General features: G+C 72.1%; 17 protein-coding genes. 10 read left to right on the forward strand and 7 right to left on the reverse strand.

Translation table 11 applies throughout. The features are described 5' to 3' along the window. Positions 1-304: 304 nt before the first annotated feature. From AB0I83_RS25870 to AB0I83_RS25880, 3 genes are read right to left on the reverse strand one after another with little or no spacing between them, the layout of a single operon-like run. Positions 305-916 (reverse strand): TetR/AcrR family transcriptional regulator, encoded by a 612-nt coding sequence (locus AB0I83_RS25870; RefSeq protein ID WP_356537226.1) that lies wholly within the window; start codon positions 914-916, stop codon positions 305-307. Between the two features lie 29 nt (positions 917-945). After that, positions 946-3,033: a YhgE/Pip domain-containing protein gene (locus tag AB0I83_RS25875; protein ID WP_363306315.1), complete on the reverse strand. Its 2,088-nt coding sequence runs from the start codon at positions 3,031-3,033 to the stop codon at positions 946-948. Further along, on the reverse strand, positions 3,005-3,922 hold the full coding sequence (locus tag AB0I83_RS25880) for an ATP-binding cassette domain-containing protein (protein WP_363306316.1): 918 nt from the start codon (positions 3,920-3,922) through the stop codon (positions 3,005-3,007). The genes AB0I83_RS25875 and AB0I83_RS25880 overlap by 29 nt, the downstream gene beginning before the upstream one ends. 181 nt (positions 3,923-4,103) lie before the next feature. On the opposite strand from AB0I83_RS25880, the gene AB0I83_RS25885 reads away from it, so the two are divergent. From AB0I83_RS25885 to AB0I83_RS25895, 3 genes are all read left to right on the forward strand, one after another. After that, positions 4,104-4,625, forward strand: a complete 522-nt coding sequence (locus AB0I83_RS25885) for an SAV_6107 family HEPN domain-containing protein (RefSeq protein WP_363306317.1) — start codon at positions 4,104-4,106, stop codon at positions 4,623-4,625. A gap of 129 nt (positions 4,626-4,754) precedes the next feature. Next, complete coding sequence (locus tag AB0I83_RS25890; RefSeq protein WP_356842872.1) at positions 4,755-5,513, forward strand: methyltransferase; 759 nt, start codon at positions 4,755-4,757, stop codon at positions 5,511-5,513. Positions 5,514-5,813: 300 nt separating this feature from the next. Beyond that, positions 5,814-6,218 (forward strand): DUF3040 domain-containing protein, encoded by a 405-nt coding sequence (locus tag AB0I83_RS25895; protein WP_356537216.1) that lies wholly within the window; start codon positions 5,814-5,816, stop codon positions 6,216-6,218. 473 nt (positions 6,219-6,691) lie between these two features. On the opposite strand, the gene AB0I83_RS25900 is transcribed toward AB0I83_RS25895, so the two are convergent. The 4 genes from AB0I83_RS25900 to AB0I83_RS25915 form a co-directional block, all read right to left on the reverse strand. Then, entirely contained in the window at positions 6,692-9,112 is a 2,421-nt protein-coding gene (locus tag AB0I83_RS25900; protein WP_363306318.1) for a DUF3488 and transglutaminase-like domain-containing protein, read from the reverse strand. Next, positions 9,109-10,482: a DUF58 domain-containing protein gene (locus AB0I83_RS25905; protein ID WP_363306319.1), complete on the reverse strand. Its 1,374-nt coding sequence runs from the start codon at positions 10,480-10,482 to the stop codon at positions 9,109-9,111. The genes AB0I83_RS25900 and AB0I83_RS25905 overlap by 4 nt, the downstream gene beginning before the upstream one ends. Next, positions 10,482-11,534 carry a MoxR family ATPase gene (locus AB0I83_RS25910; RefSeq protein WP_363306320.1) on the reverse strand — a complete coding sequence of 351 codons (1,053 nt, stop codon included), beginning with the start codon at positions 11,532-11,534 and terminating at the stop codon, positions 10,482-10,484. Before AB0I83_RS25910 ends, AB0I83_RS25905 begins: the two co-directional genes overlap by 1 nt. Positions 11,535-11,727: 193 nt before the next feature. Continuing rightward, positions 11,728-12,282, reverse strand: coding sequence for a carbonic anhydrase (locus AB0I83_RS25915; RefSeq protein WP_363306321.1), 555 nt, complete (start codon positions 12,280-12,282; stop codon positions 11,728-11,730). 410 nt (positions 12,283-12,692) lie between these two features. Here AB0I83_RS25915 and rsmH point away from each other — a divergent pair, with 410 nt between their 5' ends. The 7 genes from rsmH to murD all read left to right on the forward strand — a co-directional run bounded on the left by rsmH (position 12,693) and on the right by murD (position 21,925). Beyond that, positions 12,693-13,664 carry a 16S rRNA (cytosine(1402)-N(4))-methyltransferase RsmH gene (gene rsmH, locus AB0I83_RS25920; RefSeq protein WP_356537207.1) on the forward strand — a complete coding sequence of 324 codons (972 nt, stop codon included), beginning with the start codon at positions 12,693-12,695 and terminating at the stop codon, positions 13,662-13,664. 49 nt (positions 13,665-13,713) lie between these two features. Next, a complete protein-coding gene (locus AB0I83_RS25925; protein WP_363306322.1) occupies positions 13,714-14,280 on the forward strand; it encodes a cell division protein FtsL in 567 nt (188 codons plus the stop codon). A 4-nt stretch (positions 14,281-14,284) separates the two neighbouring features. Then, on the forward strand, positions 14,285-16,273 hold the full coding sequence (locus AB0I83_RS25930) for a penicillin-binding protein 2 (RefSeq protein WP_356537203.1): 1,989 nt from the start codon (positions 14,285-14,287) through the stop codon (positions 16,271-16,273). Positions 16,274-16,436: 163 nt separating this feature from the next. Then, complete coding sequence (locus AB0I83_RS25935; protein WP_356537201.1) at positions 16,437-18,020, forward strand: UDP-N-acetylmuramoyl-L-alanyl-D-glutamate--2,6-diaminopimelate ligase; 1,584 nt, start codon at positions 16,437-16,439, stop codon at positions 18,018-18,020. A 4-nt stretch (positions 18,021-18,024) separates the two neighbouring features. Then, entirely contained in the window at positions 18,025-19,443 is a 1,419-nt protein-coding gene (murF, locus tag AB0I83_RS25940) for a UDP-N-acetylmuramoyl-tripeptide--D-alanyl-D-alanine ligase (protein ID WP_363306323.1), read from the forward strand. Then, positions 19,440-20,510 (forward strand): phospho-N-acetylmuramoyl-pentapeptide-transferase, encoded by a 1,071-nt coding sequence (gene mraY / locus AB0I83_RS25945; protein ID WP_356537198.1) that lies wholly within the window; start codon positions 19,440-19,442, stop codon positions 20,508-20,510. Before murF ends, mraY begins: the two co-directional genes overlap by 4 nt. Beyond that, the gene (gene murD, locus AB0I83_RS25950; RefSeq protein ID WP_363306325.1) at positions 20,492-21,925 is read left to right on the forward strand and encodes a UDP-N-acetylmuramoyl-L-alanine--D-glutamate ligase; all 1,434 of its coding nucleotides are present in this window, start codon (positions 20,492-20,494) and stop codon (positions 21,923-21,925) included. Before mraY ends, murD begins: the two co-directional genes overlap by 19 nt. Positions 21,926-21,969 lie beyond the last annotated feature (44 nt).

The following is a 21,969-nucleotide window of genomic DNA, read 5'->3' on the forward strand; positions in this document are numbered from 1 at the left end:
GTAGGGGCGCGGATGGGCTGCCACCTGCGCGGACGGCAGAGTGGAGACCACGGAGGGGGCGCCGCTCCAGGACCGCCGGCACGGGGCGGCGGAAGGGCGCGGCACCCCGGACGTAACGGGGGCGCACGGCGCGGAGCCCCGGGGCCACGGGGGAAACGGGGCCACGGGGGAGGGCTTCGCGGCTGCACGAACGCCGGTCCGGTGGAATTCGGGGGGATCGAATTCCACCGGACCGGCGTCGTGCGTGTGCGGGCCTGCCCGGCCTGCTGAACCGTGGGGCCCGGGAGCCCGGGGGTGCCCCGCCTCAGCGCCCGCTGACGCGGCCGTGCAGCAGCAGGGACAGCGCGGAGTGCACGTCGTCGATCGTCCGCTCGGGCTGGAACGCCTGCCAGTCCAGGGCCGCGACGAGCACCATCCCGACCAGCGCGGCGGCCGTCAGCTGGATGTCGATCTCCTCGCTGAGCTCCCCGCCGGCGACACCCTCCCTGAGCACCCCCTCGACGACGGCCACGGCCTCCTGGCGCAGAACCAGGAGGGTCGACTGCCAGGCGCGGTTGGTGCGCCAGAGCTCGGCGACGTACAGCTGGGTGAAGGCCGGGTAGCGGTCGATGAAGACCAGACCGGCCCGGATCATCGCGTCCAGCGCCTCCACGCGGGTGCCGCCGCGTGCCTCCGTGGAGTCGGCGGCGGTCCGCAGCGACTCGGTGAGCAGTCCGACCCCGTGCCGGAGCAGCTCCTCGAAGAGCTCGGTCTTGCTCTTGAAGTTGTAGTAGACCGTGCCCTTGGCCACCCCGGCCCGCTCCGCGATCTCGTCCACCGTCGTCGCGGAGAAGCCCTTCTCGGCGATGAGGGTGACCGCCGCCTCGTAGAGCTTCTGCCGGGTGGCCTGGCGGCGCGTGGTGCTACTGCTGTCCATGCCGACGATTCTCACAGGTCCGGGCGCGGTCACAGACTCAGCTCCGGATGCAGCCGGTCCAGCGTCCACACCTGCTTGCGGCGGGCGGAGAGAGCGGTCAGCGCCAGCGCCCCCGCCGTGAAGGCCAGCAGCACGGCGCAGCCCTGCCAGACCGGGCCGAGTCCGCCGCCCGTGATCAGCCGGCGCAGCCCGTCCACCACGTAGGTCATCGGCAGATAGGGGTGGATCGCACCGAAGAACCCGGGGCTGGTCTGGACGGGATACGTCCCGCCGGCCGAGGTCAGCTGGAGCATCAGCACGGCGAGCACGAGGATCCGCCCCGCCGCGCCGAACCGCGCGTTGAGCCACTGCACGATCGCGGCGAAGCAGCAGGTCACCAGGGCGAGGAAGCCGATCGTCCCGGCGGCGTGCGTCATCTGCAGGCCGAGCCGCCAGTGCAGCACGGACATCAGGGCGGCGACCTGCAACAGGCCGATCGCGGCCACCGGCAGCCAGCCGGCGAAGGCGATGCGCCAGGCCGGTGCCCCGGCCGAGAGCGCCCGGCGGTTGAGCGGCTGGATGAGCATGTACGCCACCATCGCGCCCACCCACAGCGAGAGCGGGATGAAGTACGGGGCGAACCCGGTCCCGTAGTTGGGCGCCGCGTGCAGCGAGGAGGAGGCGAGCTGTACGGGGTCGGCCATCACCCCGGTACGCGCGTCGCGGTCCTTCTTGTCGTAGTCAGGGATCCTGCCGACGCCGTCGTTCAGTCCCTGGGCGAGTGTCGCGGAGCCGTCGCCCAGCCGGATGAGCCCGCTGTCCAGGCTCCTGGCACCCGTCTTGAGCTTCTTGACCCCCTTGTCGAGGTTCCCGGCGCCGGTCTTCGCTGTTCCCAGACCGGTGTGCAGGGTGTCGGCGCCCTTGGCGACCTTGTGTGCCCCGGTGTTGAGCGCGTTGATCCTCGCCACCGCGGACTCCACGTCCGTGTCGAGGTCCGGTGAGCGCTTCGCGAGCGCGTCGGCCTGCTTCTGCAGGGTGGTCAGTTGGCCGCGGAGCTTCGTCAGGTCGCCCTTCTGGTTCGTCACCAGGGCGTTCACGTCGTCGGAGACCGCGGCCACGTCGGCCGCCGCGGTCCTGGCGCGCTTGAGCTGCGGACAGACTCCCGGATCGGGCAGCGGCTCCTCCTCGCAGCGCAGGCGGTGGACCTCGGACAGGTCGTCGGAGGCCTTGTGCGCCGCGGCCGAGGCCGTGGGCGCCGCCTCCACCAGCAGGTCGAGGTTGTCCCGTACGGCCTTCGAGGAGTCGGAGACCAGCCTGGCCGTGTCGCCGATGGCCTTGCCGTTGTCCTTCAGGAACGGACGTACGTCGGCGGCGACCTTGTCGACCTTGTCGGCGAGGGCCTGGGTGCCTCCGGCGACCTGCCGGGAGCCCGTCTCCAGGTCGCCCGCGCCCTTGTCGAGCCTGACCAGGCCTGAGGAGAGCGTTCCGCTCCCCGACTTGGCGGTTCTGAGGCCGTCCGCGAGGTCCTTGGAGCCCTTCTTCGCCTTCGCCAGACCGCTCTCCAGGTCGTCCGCGCCCTTGGCCGCCTTCGCGGTCGCGTCGTGCAGGCCCGAGAAGTTGATGAAGATCTTGTCCAGGAAGCCGCGTGACGCCTTGGTCGAAGCGGCGCTGCGGACCTCGGCGAACACCGTCCTGGAGATCTGCCCGACGATGTAGTTGTTGGCGTCGTTCGTGCGCACCTGGAGGGCGCCCGTGCCGGGGGATTCCCCGGAACTCGACGCGATGCGCTCGCTGAAGTCCGACGGCATGGTCAGCGAGAGGTAGTACGTCCCGTCCTCGACGCCGCGTTCGGCCTCGGCGGAACCGACCTCGTGCCAGTCGAAGACCTTGGAGTCGAGCAGCCGGCCGGTGATCTCGTCACCGGCCGCCAGACGCTCGCCGCCGGCGCTCGCACCCTTGTCGTTGTTGACGAGGGCGACGGGGATGCGGTCGAGCCGTCCGTACGGGTCCCAGAACGACCAGAGGTAGAGCGCTCCGTACAGCAGGGGCAGCAGGAGGAGCGCCACGAGTGCGGCACGAGGCATCCTGCCCCTGCCGAACCTCCGCAGCTCAAGCGCGGCCAGTCTCGGCGATCGCATCTGCCGTGTCCTTCCGGGTCGTCGTGTCGTCGGCGGTCGCGGGCGCCGCTTCCCCCGGTCCCGGGCGGGCGGCCCCGGGATCCACCGGTCCGGACCGGGAGGCCTCCCGGTCCCCGGCCGTCGCACCGTTCGGCTCCCCGGCCGTCGCACCGGTGGGCTCCTCGGCCGGCGCGCCGATGGGCGCCGAATCGTCCTCGGCGGGCCGCGTCCGCACGACGAGCGCACCCTCGGGCGCCTCGCTGCACACCGCCAGCACCGTCGTCCCGGCGTCCGCGACGCCGCGCAGGAGGTCCCAGGCCAGGGCCCGGTCCTGGGCGGATAGCTTGAGGTCGGTGTCGTCCACCGCGAGGAGCCTCGGGCGGCCCATCAGCGCGAGGGCCACGGACAGGCGGAGCGCCTCCAGGCGCTCCAGGTCCCGCACGGAGGTCCGCTCGGCCTTGGGCAGGTCCGCGAGGTCCAGCCCGGCGGTCTCCAGCGCCGTCCCGACCGCCGCCCGGGCCGCGGCGCGTTCGGCGCGTGGGTGCAGCAGGGAGCGCAGCGATCCGTCGAAGCGGCGCCGCAGCAGGGCGCGTTCCCGCAGGTGCTCGGCGACCGTGAGCGAAGGATCCAGCTCACTGACCCCGGGGACCGGTCCCAGGGCGCTGAACCCGCGTACGGCGGCGAGCCGGCCTGGCAGGCGCTCGCCGCCGACCTCCGCCCGGCCCTGCGTGGAGCGCATCCGTCCGGTCAACGCGAGCAGCAGGCAGGTGCGGCCCGACCCGGAAGGGCCCTCGACCGCCACCAGGGATCCGGGCCCGGCGCTGAACGTCACATCCCGGAAGGTCCAGCCGCGCGGGCCCTTCAGTCCGAAGCCCTCGGCGCTGAGCGCCGCTCCGTGCGGGCCGTCCACGAACCCACCCCCATTTTTTAGACTGACTGGTCAGTGCAAAAACTCAGTGCAAAAGCTAACCCGAACTCACGCCCGAAGCAAAGCCGCTGGTCACGGCCGTATTCTGATGGATTGTCAGTGGGTGCCGTCAGGATGGGTACATACGGCCACGGAGCCGTCACACGACGACAGGAGGTTCGTCATGGCCAGCTCGTCCGCAGCAGCCGCACCGCGGCGCCGCACAGGCAGCCCTGCCCCCTCACTGACCGGTCCGGCAACCGACGTCCACCCCGTAACGCGCCGCACCGCGGCGCCGCCCGCCGCTCTCGATCTGCTCGCACAGGCCCACGCGGGCCTGGACGAGGCCGCCGTACTCGACGTCCCCAACGAGCGGTACGCCACCGCGCACCTCGCCGCGCTGCGCTCCGCCGCCGCCGTCCTCGCCGCCCGCGGCCGACCCGAGACGAGCAGGCGCCGCAGGGAGCGCATCCGCAGCGCCTGGGAGGTGCTCCCCGAAATCGCGCCCGAACTCACGGAGTGGAGCGCGCTGTTCGCCTCCGGAGCCCAGCGCCGGGCCCGCGCGGAAGCCGGCATACCCGGCGCGGCCACCAGCCGCGACGCCGACGATCTGCTGCGCGACGCGGCCATGTTCCTGCGTCTGGTCGAGCGGCTCCTCGTCCTCCAGCCGGTGCTTCCCCAGCCGCGCAAGGACCTGCCCCGGTAGCGGCCGGGGCCCGGCAGGACGCGGGGTGACCGCGCGGGCGGCGCGAGGCAATAAGGTGGAGAGCCCGTACCACCTGCACCGTTCACGCTCCGCCGTCCGCGGCGGCACCGTGCCGAGGAGTCAACTGCCGTGTCGGACCAGCTGCGCCCCCGCGCCTCCCTCCGTACCGCCGTGGTCTGGGAGGTCCTCAAGGACGCTCTCGAGCGCCGGGCCGAGGCGACCGGCAGGGAAGCCCTGGACGTGCTGGACACCGGCGGGGGCACCGGCAACTTCGCGGTGCCCGTCGCCCGGCTCGGCCACCGGGTGACCGTCGTCGACCCCAGTCCCAACGCGCTGTTCGCGCTGGAGCGCCGCGCCGAGGAGGCCGGGGTCGCCGACCGCGTCCGCGGTGTCCAGGGCGACATCCTCGGCCTGTTCGAGGTGGCCGACCGTGCCGCCTACGACGCGGTGCTGTGCCACGGCGTCCTCGAATACGTCGACGACCCGGCCGAAGGCGTACGCAACGCCGTCGACGCCCTCCGCCCCTCCGGCGCGCTCAGCCTGCTCGGCGCCGGCCTCGGCGGCGCGGTCCTGGCCAGGGCGCTCGCCGGGCACTTCGCCGAGGCCCGCAACGCGCTGACGGACCCGGCCGGCCGCTGGGGAGACGGCGACCCCGTGCCCCGCAGGTTCACCGCCGACCAGCTGGCCGGACTGGTCACCGACGCAGGCATGGAGGTCCGCGCCGTCCACGGCGTACGGGTCTTCGCCGACCTCGTCCCGGGTGTTCTGGTCGACACCGAGCCGGGTGCGATGGAGGAGCTTCTCAGGCTGGAGGCGGCCGTCGCGGAGCTGCCCGCGTTCCACGCCGTGGCGACCCAGCTGCACGTTCTGGGAGAGAAGCGCGCCTGAGCCGGCCCGGGGAGCCGCCACGGGACGGCCGCGGAGCGACCGGAGCACGGCTGATCAGCAACGCAGCTGCAGACGGAGTACCGCTCAGAACCCCCGATCGGGCCGAGAGCCCCGTATGATCGGGTGACACCATCCGGCATGACGGATCGGAGGTCGGGGAATCTACGCCTCAGCAGCCGTGCCGACATGGCGGTCCGGACTGGCTATGGCTAGAGGGCGGGTTTCACGGGGGCGAATCCCTGCCTATCCTGGAAGGGCCGCATACCGGTCGCCCCCGCGGCCGACGACGAGGAGGACTCCGTGCCGCTCTCGGAGCACGAGCAGCGAATGCTCGAGCAGATGGAGCGAGCGCTGTACGCCGAAGATCCCAAGTTCGCTACAGCGCTTGAGGGAAGCGGGCTGCGCAGGTACACCCGGCGACGGGTCTACCAGGCGGTGGCCGGTTTTCTGGTGGGTATCGCGCTCCTCATGGCCGGAATGGTTTTCCAGCAGACCTGGGTCAGTGTGGCGGGGTTCCTCGTCATGCTGGGCTGCGCCGTGCTGGCGGTCACCGGGTGGCGCAAAGCGCCCAAGCCCGGTGAGCAGCAGCCGGCCGGGGACGCGAGCGGGGGCGGAGGCGAAGGCCGACACCCCAGGCAGCGCCGGTCAGTGATGAACCGGATCGAACAGCGGTGGCAGCGCCGCCGCGACGAACAGGGCCAGTGAGCCGTCCGCTTCCCGGCCGATGGCAGGCTGCCATCATGCCCGGACGCGGACCGCGCACAACGAGAACTTGACGCCGGTCCTCGACACGTGAGGGGCGGTCGCCGCGAGGCGACCGCCCCTCACGTGTGTCCGCACGAGGCGGTGACCGCCCTCCTGGCCGGCACGGCCGACTGTCGTCGAGGGACGGCGCCACCTGCCCGTCCGGGTCCGCCGACCGGGCTGACCTGCGAAATCCCGGTGAGCCCCGTGCCGGGATCCCGGCTGCGCAGGCCCAGGGCCAGGCAGGGCCCAAGACCGGGCAGGGCCGAGGTCCAGGGGCGGCCCGGACAAGGAAGGTCCCGGGACCGGACAGGGCCGGCGGCCGGGCAAGGCCGGGTACCAGGCCGGCCCCGGGACCGGACCAGGCCGCCCCCGGGCCGGGCCGGGACCTTTCTGGCCGCCCCCGGACCGGGCCGGGAACGGGCCCCGGAGGTTCAGCCCTGCTGGCGTGACGGGGGGCGCAGCCTCGTTCGCCAGTTGTCGCGCGCCATACGGTCGGCCCAGCGGCGGCCGAGTTCCGTCCGGCGTTCCGAGAGGGCCCAGCTCACCCGAACGGCCGAACGCGGTGCCAGCGTCGCCCGCAGCCTGCCCCAGCGCCCGGTCGCTGCCCACAGCCCGGCCCGCACGGCCCGGACGTCCTCCGCCACACCGTCGGCGGGCCGGGGCTCGGGCGCGTACAGCACCTGTTCCACGGCTCCGGCCACCCGATGTGCCGCTGCGGCGGCAGTGCCGTCGATGCCGCCCAGCCGCACGACGCGGGCCGCGGCCTTCCGGGGGGTCCGCGAGTCGTCCGGCGCGATGCCGTGGTCCCAGGCCGTGTCGGTCAGCTCCCGCCAGGCGGCCATCACCCTGGCCGTGGCATCCGCCGGCGTACGCCCGACGGATGAGCCGAGGCGCCTGCCCCGGAGCCGCAGCCTCCAGAGCATCGGCAGGAACAGGAGCGCGAGCACCGCCGGAACGCCGAGCGTCCACAGCACCACGGTGCCGGCCGGGGTTCCCGGATCGCCCGAATCCACCACCCCGGGAGCCGCCGACGCACCGCACTCACCCACGCGGCGCAACTGTGCCGGGCAGGAATCGGTGGCCGAAGGCACGGCCGTGGGCGCGGTCGAGGTGCCCTCGGTCGGCGCGGCCGGATTGCTCGGATCCTGCGAGGGCGCGTCCGGCAGTGTGTACGACGGGGTGCTGCCCCGCGACGGCGTCGGCTCGAAGCGGGTCCAGCCCACCCCCTGGAAGTAGAGCTCCGGCCAGGCGTGCGCGTCCCGCAGCCCCACCGAGACCGAACCGTCCGCCTGGACGGTGCCGGGCGCGAAGCCCACCGCGACCCGGGCCGGGATTCCCAGGGTCCTGGCCATGGCGGCCATCGTGAAGGAGAAGTGGACGCAGAAGCCCTCCTTGTCCTTCAGGAACCGCTCGATCGCCGCGGTTCCGGTCCCCGACGTCACCGTCGTGTCGTACCGGAAGCCACCCTTCGCGGCGAACCAGTCCTGCAGCCTCACGGCTGCCTCGTAGTCGTCGGAGGTTCCCTCGGTCACCCGCTCGGCCGTCTCGGCCACCACGTCCGGCAGCGAACGGGGGACCCGCGTGTACTCCCGCACCAGGTCCGCGGGCGGTGCCATCGCCCCGGCGAGCTGCGCGGCCGTCGGCTCGACGACCAGGCTGCTGACCTCGTACCGCGCGCCGCGTGTCGTCTGGCCGTTGTCACCGACGAGGGTGCGGCCCTCGGGTTCGTACCGCCAGCGGCCCTGGACGTCGACCTCGCTCGCCGGGTAGGGGAGCGGCAGATACGTCTGGGCGTAGGAACGGGACGCGGATACGTTCGTCCTGACCTCGGTGACCTTGACGTCCTGGCCCAGGCCTGGCGGCTGCGGCAGCCTGTCCGGCACGTCCTTCAGCCGCCGGGTCGACGGGCGCCACTCGCCCCCGCTGAACTGGTCCAGGGCCAGGATGCGCAGATAGAGGTCCTGCGCCTCGTCGGCGTTGGAGCGGAAGGAGATCACCTCACGGTTCTCCGGCTGGTTCAGGTTGTTCTGCAGCGAGACCAGCGGATTCACCGCGGAGATCGTGCCACCGCCGCTGCCCCGGCCGGACCCACCGCCCGAGCCCCCCAGGAGCCCGCCGTCCAGCGCTGGCAGCGCCGCGGGCACGGCCAGCGCGACACCCAGCGCCACCGCGCCGATGCGCCGCCCCGTCCGGACCGGGGCCAAGGCCTTCCCGGCGCCCTCCAGCCCCGCCGCCAGACCGCCCGACGTATGCGAGACGCCGCCGAACACCCGCCCCCACCGGGACAGCCGGTCCCGGCCCTCGGCCAGCAGGAGCAGCAGGTAGCCGGACGCCGCGAGGAGGAACCAGAGCCAACCCGCCCCGCCGTCGGAGAGCCCCGCCGCGACCGAGTAGAGCGCGAGCAGCGGCAGACCGGCCGGGGCCGCCGCGCGGAACGTCACTGCGAGGACGTCCACGGCGAGCCCGATCAGCAGTACCCCGCCGATCAGCATCAGCCGGATGCCGTCCGTCGCCGGTGCGGGGATCGCGTACCGGCCGACGTCGTCCCCGCCCACGGTCAGCAGTTCGGCGAGCCACCGGACCGCCTGTGGTCCCGGCAGGGCACCGAACAGGGCCTGCTCCCTGGCGAACACCAGGGTCAGCGACAGCAGGGTCACGACCAGTTGGAGCGAGACCGTCAGTATCCGCGCCGGTGAGACCCGGCGGGCGAGCGCGCCCGCCCCGCTCTGGAGCGCCAGCAGGAAGCCGGCCTGCAGGACCCACTTCGACGTCTCGACCAAGGGCAGCAGAGCCGCCGCCGCAGCCATCGTGGCCGCGAAGGCGCACAGCGCCAGCCGGGTACGCCCGCTCATGACCATCCCCCGGAGAATCCCGTCGTCGAGTCAGCGGCCCCGGAATGCGCGCCCGAGCGCTCCTGGCCCGCCTGTTGCCACAGCTGGGAGAGTTCGGCACCGGGTGCCACCGGCACCGCCGTCCAGCCGGCCTCACGCAGCAGCCGCAGACGGTCGGCGGCCGGACCGGAAGCGCCCGCTTCCCGGCCGCGTGCCCAGTGCTCGCCGTCCATCACGAAGGCGACGGCACCGCGGCTCCGCTGCCGCATCCGGGCCGCCACCGCCGTCTGCTCCTCGTCCAGGTCGCCGAGGAACGCCACCAGCAGCCCCTCGTCGGTGCCACGCAACACGTCGTGCGCGCGCGAGAGTCCGCCCCCCTCGGAGTGGTCCACGACCGCCAGGGTGTCCATCATCAGACCCGCCGAGTCCGCGGACTCCTGCGTCGACCCGGCGAACCCGTCGGCGCTGTCGCCCGGCACCGCGTTCCCGTCGTCGGTCAGCAGCCGCACCGCGAAGCCCCGCTCCAGCATGTGCACCAAGGCGGACGCCGCCCCGGACACCGCCCACTCGAAGGCCGAGCCCGGTCCGGCGCCCTGGTAGGCGATCCGCCGGGTGTCCAGCAGCACCGTGCACCTGGCCCGCTGCGGCTGCTCCTCCCGACGCACCATCAGTTCGCCGTAGCGCGCGGTGGAACGCCAGTGCACCCGGCGCAGGTCGTCGCCGTGGCGGTAGCCGCGCGGGATGATGTCGTCCTCGCCGGACAGCGCCGGCGACCGCTGCCTGCCGTCGCCGTACCCGGACGCCTCCCCGGCCAGCCGCAGCGGCGGAAGCCGCTCGGTGAGCGGGATGACGACGAGGGTGTCGTACGCGCTGAAGGAGCGTGTCAGCTCACACATCCCGAACGGATCGCTCAGCCGCAGTTGCAGCGGACCCAGCGGATAGCGTCCGCGCAGGTCGGACCGGACCCGGTAGGACACCTCCCGGACACCGCCCGCCTCAACCCGGTCCAGCACGAACCGGGGCCGTGGGCCGAGCACGTACGGAACACGGTCCTGGAGCATGAGCAGGCCGGTGGGCAGCCGGGACACGTTGTGCATCCGCAGGTGTACCCGTGCCTCCGAGCCGGTGGGCACCTGGGACGGCGACAGCCGCCGGCTGCCCGACACCCGGTGGCGGGTGCGGTGGAGCACGGTGACACAGACCAGGGGCAGCACGGCCAGCAAAAGGCCTACCCGCAGCAGGTCCCCCTGGCCCAGCACGTAGGCACAGACCGCCGCCGCCACACCCGCCGCCAGGAAGGACCGGCCCCGCGTCGTGAGTCCGCCGAGCGCCGCCCGCAGACCGCCCTTGGCGTCTCCGCTCTCCACCGGACCGGGACCCCCGGCCGCCATCACAGCCGCCGTGCGCCGGGCTGCCCGCCGTACACCGGGCCGCCCGGACGGGCCTGCGGTTGTGCCGGTGCCTGCGAGGCCCTACCGCCCGATGTCGGTACGGGTGTGCGCTGCAGGATGTCCACCACGACCTGTTCGGCGGTACGTCGGTTGAGCTGGGCCTGCGCCGTGGGCAGCAGCCGGTGCGCGAGCACCGCCACCGCGAGTGCCTGGACATCGTCCGGAAGGGCGTATTCCCGCCCGGCGAGGGCCGCCGACGCCTTGGCCGCGCGCAGCAGGTGCAGGGTCGCGCGCGGTGAGGCCCCGAGCCTGAGGTCCGGGTGCTGACGAGTCGCCCCCACCAGCTCCACGGCGTACCGCCGCACGGATTCGGCCACGTGGACCGCGCGTACCGCTTCGATCAGCTTCACGACGTCGTGCGCGTGGGCCACCGGCTGCAGGTCGTCCAGCGGCGAGGCCCCTCCGTGCACGTCGAGCATCCGGAGCTCGGCCTCCGCGCTGGGGTAGCCGATCGACACCCGTGCCATGAAGCGGTCGCGCTGGGCCTCCGGCAGCGGATACGTGCCCTCCATCTCCACCGGGTTCTGGGTGGCGACGACCATGAAGGGGTCGGGCAGTTCGTAGGTGTGGCCGTCGATCGTGACCTGACGCTCCTCCATCGACTCCAGCAGTGCCGACTGGGTCTTGGGCGAGGCACGGTTGATCTCGTCGCCGATCACGATCTGGGCGAAGATCGCGCCGGGCTTGAACTCGAAGTCCCGCTGCTGCTGGTCGAAGATCGACACCCCGGTGATGTCCGAGGGGAGCAGGTCGGGGGTGAACTGGATACGCCGCACCGAGCAGTCGATGGACCGTGCCAGGGCCTTGGCCAGCATCGTCTTGCCGACCCCGGGCACATCCTCGATGAGCAGATGGCCCTCGGCCAGCAGCACGGTCAGCGAAAGCCGTACGACCTCAGGCTTGCCCTCGATCACACCCTCGACCGACCTGCGCACCCGCTCCGCGGTCGTCGTCAGATCTGTGAGGCTCGCTCGATCGTCATAGGTCGTCACCCGGCCCTCCTCGGCCCCTTGTGCACGGAACGGGGCACCGAAGTGCCCGGCCCGCCCCGAAATACGGACACTCTCCGGAGGACCCGGAGAGATGTCACACCCGCATTCTTGTTGCCGTTACCGCTTCGTGTCACTCGCCTGTGGACAAGTGGGGGCGATATGCCGGATGTGGTCCGTATGTCGGGGGTGTGCGTCAGGAGGACGGAAGGATCTCGCGCAGCTTGCCCGTGGTCACGTCGAAGACGAACCCGCGGATGTCGTCGGTGTGGAGCAGGAACGGCGACGTGCGCACGCGCTGCATCGACTGCCGTACGTCCTGGTCGGCGTCGGAGTACGCCTCCACCGCCCAGACCGGCCGCTGGCCGACCTCGCGCTCCAGCTCCTGCCGGAAGTCCTCGGTGAGCGACTCGAGACCGCAGTTCGTGTGGTGGATCAGTATGACGCTGCGGGTGCCGAGCGCCCGCTGGCTGATGGTCAGCGAACGGATGACGTCATCGGTGACGACGCCGCCGGCGTTGCGGATGGTGTGGCAGTCGCCGAGCTCGAGGCCGAGCGCGGCGTGGAGGTCCAGGCGGGCGTCCATGCACGCGACCACGGCCACGCGCAGCACCGGCCGCGCGTCCATGCCCGGGTCGCTGAACGCCTCGGCGTAGCGGGTGTTCAGCTTGACCAGCCGGTCGGTCACCGCCCCGTCGGAACGGGCTGCGGAGGAATCGGTCTCGGTGGAAGACTGCGCAGATGTCGACATGGCTACGACGTTAGCCGCCGCGTTCGCTCGTGGCGTGCTGTGGTTCGGGACAAAGGACGTCAACGAGACTTGTTGTGAGGTAACCCACAAGCCTCACGCCACGCACCCGACCGGGTGAGGTTCCCGGTCGCGTCGCGGTACCGCGACGCGCTGCGCGGTTCGTTGATCGGGAACGGATCGAATGGCAGGGTGGACTAAAGTGACGCGAAGTTACCGACACGCCCGCGCATTGTGCATATGTTTACTCGTTTCGCGCTCCCGTGATGTGCGGCGCACGTGCGGCCCGGCCCTTGCCCGCTCGCCGGTCGGCCGACGCCTCCTTCCCCGGCGCCGGCGGACCTCCCCTTCCGGGCGGGCGGGGACCCGACCGTACGTGCGGCCATACACGGGACAGAGCCTGAGAGGGCGCTTTGAGCCAGACCCGCCATGTCCCGGTGATGCTCCAGCGATGCCTGGACCTGTTGGCCCCGGCTCTGGAGACGACGAGCCCAGGAGCGGGGCCCCCGGTCGTGGTGGACTGCACCCTCGGGCTCGGCGGGCACAGCGAGGCGCTGCTCGCCGCCTTCCCCGAAGCCCGGCTGATCGCGCTCGACCGGGACAAGGAGGCGCTGCGGCTCTCCGGCGAACGCCTCGCGCCCTACGGCGACCGCGCCACCCTGGTGCACGCCGTCTACGACGAGCTCCCCGAGGTCCTCGGCCGGCTCGGCATCGACAAGGTCCAGGGCGTGCTGTTCGACCTCGGCGTCTCCTCGATGCAACTGGACGAGGCCGACCGCGGGTTCGCCTACGCGCAGGACGCTCCGCTCGACATGCGCATGGACCAGACGACCGGCATCGGCGCGGCGGAGGTGCTCAACACCTACCCCCCGGGCGAGCTCGTGCGGATCCTGCGGGCGTACGGCGAGGAGAAGCAGGCCAAGCGCATCGTCTCGGCCGTCGTGCGCGAACGCGAGAAGGAACCCTTCAGCAACAGCGCGCGCCTCGTCGAGCTGATCCGCGACTCCCTGCCGCAGGCCGCCAAGCGCACCGGCGGCAATCCGGCCAAGCGCACCTTCCAGGCGCTCAGGATCGAGGTCAACGGTGAACTCACCGTCCTGGAGCGGGCTGTTCCGGCTGCGGTCGGCACCCTCGCCGTCGGCGGCCGGATCGCCGTCCTCTCCTACCACTCGCTGGAGGACCGGCTGGTCAAGCAGGTCTTCGCGGCAGGCGCCGCCAACACGGCGCCCCCCGGGCTCCCCGTCGTACCCGAGCGCTACCAGCCCCGCCTCAAGCTGCTGACCCGCGGCGCCGAACTCCCGACCGAGGAGGAGGTGGCCGAGAACAGACGTGCCGCCCCGGCCCGGCTGCGCGGCGCCGAACGCATCCGCGCGGAGGAGCGATGAGCGCCCCCCGCGCCGTGCGCCCGGCACCGGGAGGCCCGGTGGCAGCGCGGTGACCAGGACGGCCGAGCAGATGAAGGGACGGGCCGGCCGACTCGCCCGGCTGATGCCGTCGGGGCCGAGCACCGCCGCCCGCACCCCCTTCGTCCTGCTGGTCGTGCTCCTGCTCACCGGTGGCCTGATCTCGCTGCTGGTGCTGAACTCGGCGCTCAACGAAGGATCGTTCAGGCTGAGCAAGCTGAAGCGGGAGACCACCGAGCTCACCGACGAGCAGCAGGCCCTGCAACGGGACGTCGACGCCTACGCGGAGCCCGACGCGCTGGAGCGCCGGGCCAGGCAACTCGGCATGGTGCCCGGGGGCAGCCCCGCGTTCCTGAGTCCGGACGGCACCGTGCGCGGAGTGCGCGAGCGCGCCACCGCCGACCCCACCCCGACCGAGGCCCCGGCGCCGCGGACGAGCGCGCCCGAGCCCTCGGCGTCCGCCTCGGCTGCCGAGGGGTCCGCGTCGGCGGCCGAGTCCGCGTCCCCCGCGGGCTCAGCGCCGCCGGGCTCCTCCCCGCCGCCTTCCACGACGCAGACCACCCCGACGACTTCGCCCTCGAACAGCCCCGGCAGGTGACGCAGTGCCGACCAAGGAACCGCCGCGCCGTCGCGTGCCCGGCCCCGCACGCCCCCGCAACGCGGCGGGATCCGGACGTCCGCGCCCGGCCGCCCGTCCCGAGGCCAGGCGCCCAGGGCGCACGGCCACCGCGAGACGGCGGGGCGGCTCCAGGCGGCCGATCCGCCTGGGCAGTCCACGGCCCCGGCTGCGCCTGATCAGCCTCTGCCTCACCCTCGTCATGCTGGCGTTCGTCGTCCGGCTCCTCCAGGTCCAGGCCGTGGACGCCAGCGCCTACGCCGCCAAGGCCGAGAAGAACCGCTACCTCGAGTACACGATCGCCGCCGAGCGGGGCGAGATCACCGACCGCGGCGGCATCGCCCTCGCCACCAGCGTGGACGCGCACGACATCACGGCCGACCCGAAGCTCTTCACGCCCGAGGACAGCAAGGCGCCCGACGCGCCGGCGCAGGCTGCCGCACTGCTCGCCCCGATCCTCGACAAGGACGTCGCCGAGCTGACGAAGAAGCTCTCGACCCCCAAGAGCCGCTACACCGTCCTGGCGCGACGCCAGACCCCGCAGGTCTGGAAGCAGATCAAGGACCTGAAGTCCGTGCTCGCGGAGAAGGCCGCGGAGGACAGGGCCGACGGCGGTCCCGGAGCCAACGTGCTGGCCGGGGTCCTCCAGGAGCCCACGACCAGGCGGGTCTACCCGAACGGTGATCTGGCCGCCGGGATACTGGGATTCGTCAACGCCGAGGGCAAGGGCGGCGGTGGCCTGGAAGCACAGCTGAACGACCGGCTCCAGGGCGAGGACGGCAAGATCAGGTACGCCCAGGCCGGCGGCCGTCCCGTGCCGACCGCGGGCTCAAAGGAGATCCCCGCCGTCGCCGGTACCGACGTCGAGCTCACGATCGACCGCGACATCCAGTGGGCCGCCCAGCGGGCCATGGCCGACCAGGTCGAGAAGTCGAAGGCGGACCGCGGCTACGTCATCGTCCAGAACACGAAGACGGGCGAGGTGCTGGCCATGGCCAACGCCCCCGGCTACGACCCGAACGATCTCGCGCAGAGCAACTCGGCCGGCCTCGGCAACGCCGCGCTCCAGGACGTGTACGAGCCCGGCTCCACCAGCAAGGTCATGTCCATGGCCGCGGTACTGGAGGAGGAGGCCGCCACGCCCGATACGCACGTCACCGTCCCCAACCGCCTCCACCGCGGTGACCGGCTCTTCCGGGACGACGTCGACCACCCCACCTGGTACCTCACGCTCAACGGCGTACTCGCCAAATCGAGCAACATCGGCACCATCCTGGCCACCGGACAGCTCGGCAGGACGCAGGCCGAGGCCAACAAGGTCCTGTACTCCTACCTGCGCAAGTTCGGCCTCGGCAGCACCACCGGGCTCGACTACCCGGGAGAGTCGCCCGGCATCCTCGCCAAGCCGCAGGACTGGTCGACGTCCCAGCAGTTCACGATCCCCTTCGGGCAGGGGCTCTCGCTCAACGCCATGCAGGCCGCTTCCGTGTACCAGACCATCGCCAACGGCGGAGTACGCATCGAGCCGACCCTGGTGCGCGGCAGCAAGGACGGCGACGGCGGATACACGGCTTCCGAGAAGCCCGAGCGCACCCGGGTGGTCAGCGAGAAGACGGCCAGGACCCTGGCCAGGATGCTGGAGTCCGTGGTCGACGACCAGGAGGGCACCGGCACCAAGGCCCACATCCAGGGCTACCGGGTCGCGGGGAAGACGGGTACGGCCAACCGCGTGGATCCCGTGCGGGGCGTCTACAAGGGCTACACCGCGTCCTTCGCCGGCTTCGCCCCCGCCGACGACCCGCAGATCGCCGTCTACTGCGCCATCCAGAACCCCACCAAGGGCAGCTACTTCGGTGGTCAGATCTGCGGGCCCATCTACAAGAAGGTCATGGAGTTCGCCCTCAAGACCCTCCAGACCGCCCCGTCCGGCAGTGATCCCGCCAGGCTTCCGGTCACCTTCAAACCCGGCGAGTGACTCGGGGGAACCCTCAGTGACGACCATCACCCCCGAACCCGGCAACCGGAACGAGAAGTACCGCAACCCCGGCCCCTCACTTCGCGAGAGGCCGGGTCCGCCCGGTACGCTCACCGCCGTGCCCCACGCTGATCAGTTCCAAACCACTCAGAAGGACGCGCCTGTGACCTACCCGGGAGCGCCCCGACCGGACCGGCTCCGGCCGACGTCCCTCGGAGAGCTGGCAGCCCGGCTCGGTGCCGGACCGCAGGATGCCGGTGAGGTCACCGGCATCACCCACGACTCCCGGGCGGTACGCCCCGGGGACGTGTACGCGGCCCTGCCCGGTGCCCGCCTCCACGGCGCCGACTTCGCCGACCAGGCCGCCGGTCTCGGCGCGGCCGCCATCCTCACCGACCCGTCGGGAGCCGAGCGCGCCGCCGCCACCGGCCTCCCGGTCCTCGTCACCGAGAACCCACGCGGCCGGATGGGCGAGATCGCCGCCGAGATCTACGGACGGCCGGGCGTCGGCCTGCTCCAGATCGGCATCACCGGAACCTCCGGCAAGACCACCACGGCCTACCTCGTCGAGGGCGGCCTGCGCGGTGCCGGCCGGAGCACCGGGCTGATCGGCACCGTGGAGATGCGGATCGGCGACGAGCGCATCAAGTCGGAACGCACCACCCCTGAGGCCACCGACCTCCAGGCCCTGTTCGCCGTCATGCGCGAACGAGGTGTCGAGGCCGTCGCGATGGAGGTCTCGAGCCACGCCCTGGTCCTCGGCCGGGTCGACGGCTGCGTCTTCGACGTCGCCGTGTTCAACAACCTCAGCCCGGAGCACATGGAGTTCCACTCCGGGATGGAGGACTACTTCCAGGCCAAGGCGCAGCTGTTCACCCCGCAGCGCAGCAAGCTCGGTGTGGTCAACTTCGACGACGAGTACGGCCGCAGGCTGGTCGAGGAGGCGTCCATCCCGGTCGTCACCTTCTCCGCCGAGGGACACCCGGACGCCGACTGGCGTGCCGAGGACGTCGAAGTCGGCCCCCAGGACAGCACCTTGACCGTGGTCGGTCCCAAGGGCGAGCGCGTCACGGCCAGGGCCCCGCTGCCCGGCCCGTTCAACGTGGCCAACACCCTCGCCGCGATCGTCACGCTCGCCGTCGCGGGTGTCGACCCGCAGACCGCCGCCGACGGGGTCGCCGCCGTACCCGGCGTGCCCGGCCGGCTGGAACGCGTCGACGCCGGACAGCCGTACCTCGCGGTCGTCGACTACGCGCACAAGACCGACGCGGTCGAATCCGTCCTGCGCTCCCTGCAGAAGGTCACCGAGGGCCGGGTGCACCTCGTGCTCGGCTGCGGCGGCGACCGCGACACGACCAAGCGCGGCCCCATGGGCGCCGCGGCGGCACGGCTCGCCGACACCGCCGTACTGACCTCCGACAACCCGCGCTCCGAGGACCCCCTCGGGATCCTCGCCGCGATGCTCGCCGGCGCGGCCGAGGTACCCGTCCACGAGCGCGGCGATGTGCTCGTCGACGCCGACCGGGGTGCGGCCATCGCCGCGGCGGTCGCCCGGGCCGAGCCCGGGGACACCGTGCTCGTGGCCGGAAAGGGCCATGAGCAGGGTCAGGACATCCACGGAGTGGTACGCCCCTTCGACGACCGAAAGGTCCTGCGCGCCGCCATCGAGCACTCCCTGGGGCGCACGGGTGCCGTGCCCGCCCCCGAAGCCCGCGCACACACCCACGAGAACAACAGTCAGGGATGACCAAGTGATCACCCTCTCCCTCGCCGAGATCGCCGGAATCGTCGGCGGGCAGCCGTCCGACGTGCCGGACCCGTCCGCCACCGTCACCGGACCCGTCGTCATCGACTCCCGGGAGGTGCGGCAGGGCTCCCTGTTCGCCGCGTTCGCGGGTGAGCGGGTCGACGGCCACGACTACGCGCAGCGCGCCGTCGACGCGGGCGCCGTGGCCGTGCTGGCCGCCCGCCCCGTCGGTGTCCCGGCGATCGTCGTCGACGACGTCGTGGCGGCGCTCGGAGCCCTCGCCCGCGCGGTCGTCGAGCGCCTCGGCACCACCGTCGTCGCGCTCACCGGCTCGGCGGGCAAGACGTCCACGAAGGACCTCATCGCGCAGCTGCTGGAGCGCAAGGCGCCCACGGTGTGGACGCCCGGGTCCCTCAACAACGAGATCGGCCTGCCGCTCACCGCACTGCGCGCCACGGCCGAAACCCGCCACCTCGTGCTCGAGATGGGCGCGCGGGGCGTCGGCCACATCCACTACCTCGCCGGGTTGACGCCGCCCCGGATCGGCCTGGTCCTCAACGTGGGCAGCGCGCACATCGGGGAGTTCGGCAGCCGCGAGGCGATCGCGCAGGCCAAGGGCGAGCTCGTCGAGGTCCTCCCCGATGACGGCGTCGCCGTGCTCAACGCCGACGATCCCCTCGTGCGGTCGATGTCCTCCCGCACAAAAGCCCGGGTGCTCCTCTTCGGAGAGGCCCCGGAAGCGGACGTACGGGGAGAGAACGTGCGGCTCACGGACGACGGCCGCCCCGCTTTCGCGCTCCACACACCCACCGGGTGCAGCGACGTGACCTTGCGCCTGTACGGTGAGCACCACGTGTCGAACGCGCTCGCCGCGGCCGCCGTCGCCCATGAGTTGGGCATGTCCGTGACCGAGATCGCCGAGGCGCTCTCCGGGGCGGGCACCCTCTCCCGCTGGCGCATGGAGGTCACCGAGCGTCCGGACGGTGTGACGGTCGTCAATGACGCCTACAACGCGAACCCCGAATCCATGAAGGCCGCACTCCGTGCGCTGGCCGCCATGGGCAAGGCCCGACAGGCGGGAGGGGGGCGCACGTGGGCGGTGCTCGGTCAGATGGCCGAGCTCGGTGACGCGTCGCTCGCCGAGCACGACGCGGTCGGACGGCTCGCCGTCCGGCTCAACGTCAGCAAGCTCGTCGCGGTCGGGGGACAAGAAGCCTCCTGGCTGCAACTGGGCGCATACAACGAGGGTTCGTGGGGTGAGGAGTCGGTGCACGTGTCCGACGCAGAGGCGGCCGTCGACCTGTTGCGCAGTGAACTGCGCCCGGGAGACGTCGTGCTGGTGAAGGCGTCCCGGTCGGTCGGCCTGGAGAGGGTCGCCATGGCGCTGCTGGAGACGACCGAGGGCGAGGTCGCCGTCCGATGAGGCAGATCCTCTTCGCAGGGGCCATAGGGCTCTTCCTGACCCTGGTCGGCACTCCGCTGCTGATCAAACTCCTGGCCCGCAAGGGCTACGGGCAGTTCATCCGGGACGACGGCCCGCGTACCCACGGCAGCAAGCAGGGCACGCCCACCATGGGTGGTATCGCCTTCATCCTGGCGACGATCATCGCGTACGTCCTGGCCAAGGTGATCACCGGCGAGCCGATCCGCTTCTCCGGTGTCCTCGTCCTGTTCCTGATGGCGGGGATGGGCCTCGTCGGCTTCCTCGACGACTACATCAAGATCGTCAAGCAGCGCTCGCTGGGCCTGCGGGCCAAGGCCAAGATGGCCGGCCAGCTGATCGTCGGCATCGCCTTCGCGGTGCTCTCGCTCCAGTTCGCGGACGCCCGCGGCAACACCCCGGCATCCACCCGGCTCTCGTTCGTCGAGGACTTCGGCTGGTCGATCGGCCCGGTGCTCTTCTGCGTCTGGGCGCTGTTCATGATCCTCGCGATGTCGAACGGCGTGAACCTGACGGACGGTCTGGACGGCCTGGCCACCGGCGCGTCCGTGATGGTCTTCGGCGCGTACACCTTCATCGGGCTCTGGCAGTTCCAGGAGTCCTGCGCCAACGCGATCACCCTCACCAACCCGGAAGCCTGTTTCGAGGTGCGGGACCCGCTCGACCTCGCGGTCGTAGCCTCGGCCCTCATGGGCGCCTGCTTCGGCTTCCTGTGGTGGAACACCTCGCCCGCGAAGATCTTCATGGGCGACACCGGTTCGCTCGCACTCGGCGGCGCGCTGGCCGGCCTGGCGATCTGCTCCCGCACCGAGTTCCTGCTCGCGCTCCTCGGCGGGCTCTTCGTGATGATCACCATGTCCGTGGTCATCCAGGTCGGCTCGTTCAAGATGACCGGCAAGCGGGTCTTCCGGATGGCGCCGCTCCAGCACCACTTCGAACTCAAGGGGTGGTCCGAAGTCCTTGTCGTGGTCCGGTTCTGGATCATCCAGGGCATGTGCGTGATCGTCGGCCTCGGCCTCTTCTACGCGGGATGGGCAGCAAAGAAGTGAGCGAAGTGGACTGGCAGGGCAAGCGGGTCACGGTGGCCGGGCTCGGCGTCAGCGGAATGCCCGCCGCCCGTGCCCTGCACGAGCGCGGTGCCCTCGTCACCGTCGTGAACGACGGCGACGACGAAAGCTCCCGTGCCCAGGCCGCCGAACTGGAGGCCCTCGGGGTCACCGTGCGCCTCGGCGACGGCGACACCCTGCCCGAGTCCACCGAGCTCGTCGTCACGGCCCCGGGCTGGAAGCCGGGCAAGCCGCTCTTCCAGGCGGCGGCCGAGGCGGGCGTCCCCGTGTGGGGCGACGTCGAACTCGCCTGGCGGCTGCGGGGTTCCGACGCCGCACCGTGGCTCGCCGTCACCGGAACCAACGGCAAGACCACGACCGTACGGATGCTGGCCTCGATCCTCCAGGCTGCCGGGCTCCGTACGGCCGCGGTCGGCAACATCGGGGTCTCCCTGCTGGACGCGGTGCTCGGCGACGAGAAGTACGACGTACTCGCCGTCGAGCTCTCCAGCTACCAGCTGCACTGGGCGCCCTCACTGCGCGCCCACTCGGCCGCCGTGCTCAACCTGGCCCCGGACCACCTCGACTGGCACGGGTCCATGGCGGGCTACGCCGCCGACAAGGGCCGGATCTACGAGGGCAACAGCGTCGCCTGCGTCTACAACGCGCAGGACCAGGCGACGGAGGACCTCGTACGCGAGGCCGACGTCGAGGAGGGCTGCCGGGCGATCGGCTTCACCCTCGGCACACCGGGGCCCTCCCAGCTCGGGGTGGTCGACGGCATCCTCGTCGACCGGGCCTTCGTGGCCAACAGGCAGAAGCAGGCACAGGAACTCGCCGAGGTCGGCGACGTCGACCCGCCGGCCCCCCACAACATCGCCAACGCCCTCGCCGCGGCGGCACTCGCCCGCGCCTTCGGCGTGGAGCCCGCCGCCGTACGGGACGGCCTGCGGGCCTTCCGTCCGGACGCCCACCGCATCGAACACGTCGCCGACGTGGGCGGTGTCACGTACATCGACGACTCCAAGGCCACCAACACCCACGCCGCCGAGGCGTCCCTCGCGGCCTACGAGCCGATCGTCTGGATCGCCGGGGGCCTCGCCAAGGGCGCCACCTTCGACGAGCTGGTCACCGGTGCGGCGAAGCGGCTGAGGGGAGCCGTGCTGATGGGCGCCGACCGGGCGCTGATCCGGGAAGCCCTGGCGCGACACGCCCCCGAGGTACCGGTGGTCGACCTCGACCGGACCGACACTGGGGCGATGTCCGAGGCGGTCCGCGAAGCCGCACGGCTGGCGCGGCCGGGCGACACCGTACTGCTGGCCCCGGCCTGCGCCTCGATGGACATGTTCGTCAACTACAACAAGCGGGGCGAGGCGTTCGCGGACGCGGTCCGCGAACTCGCCGACGAGAGCGCCTGACGGGCCCGGCCTCCGCGCCGTACCCTCCGGGGGACCCGGGGCAC

The organism is Streptomyces sp. NPDC049970, assembly GCF_040660235.1.
Lineage (GTDB): Bacteria > Actinomycetota > Actinomycetes > Streptomycetales > Streptomycetaceae > Streptomyces.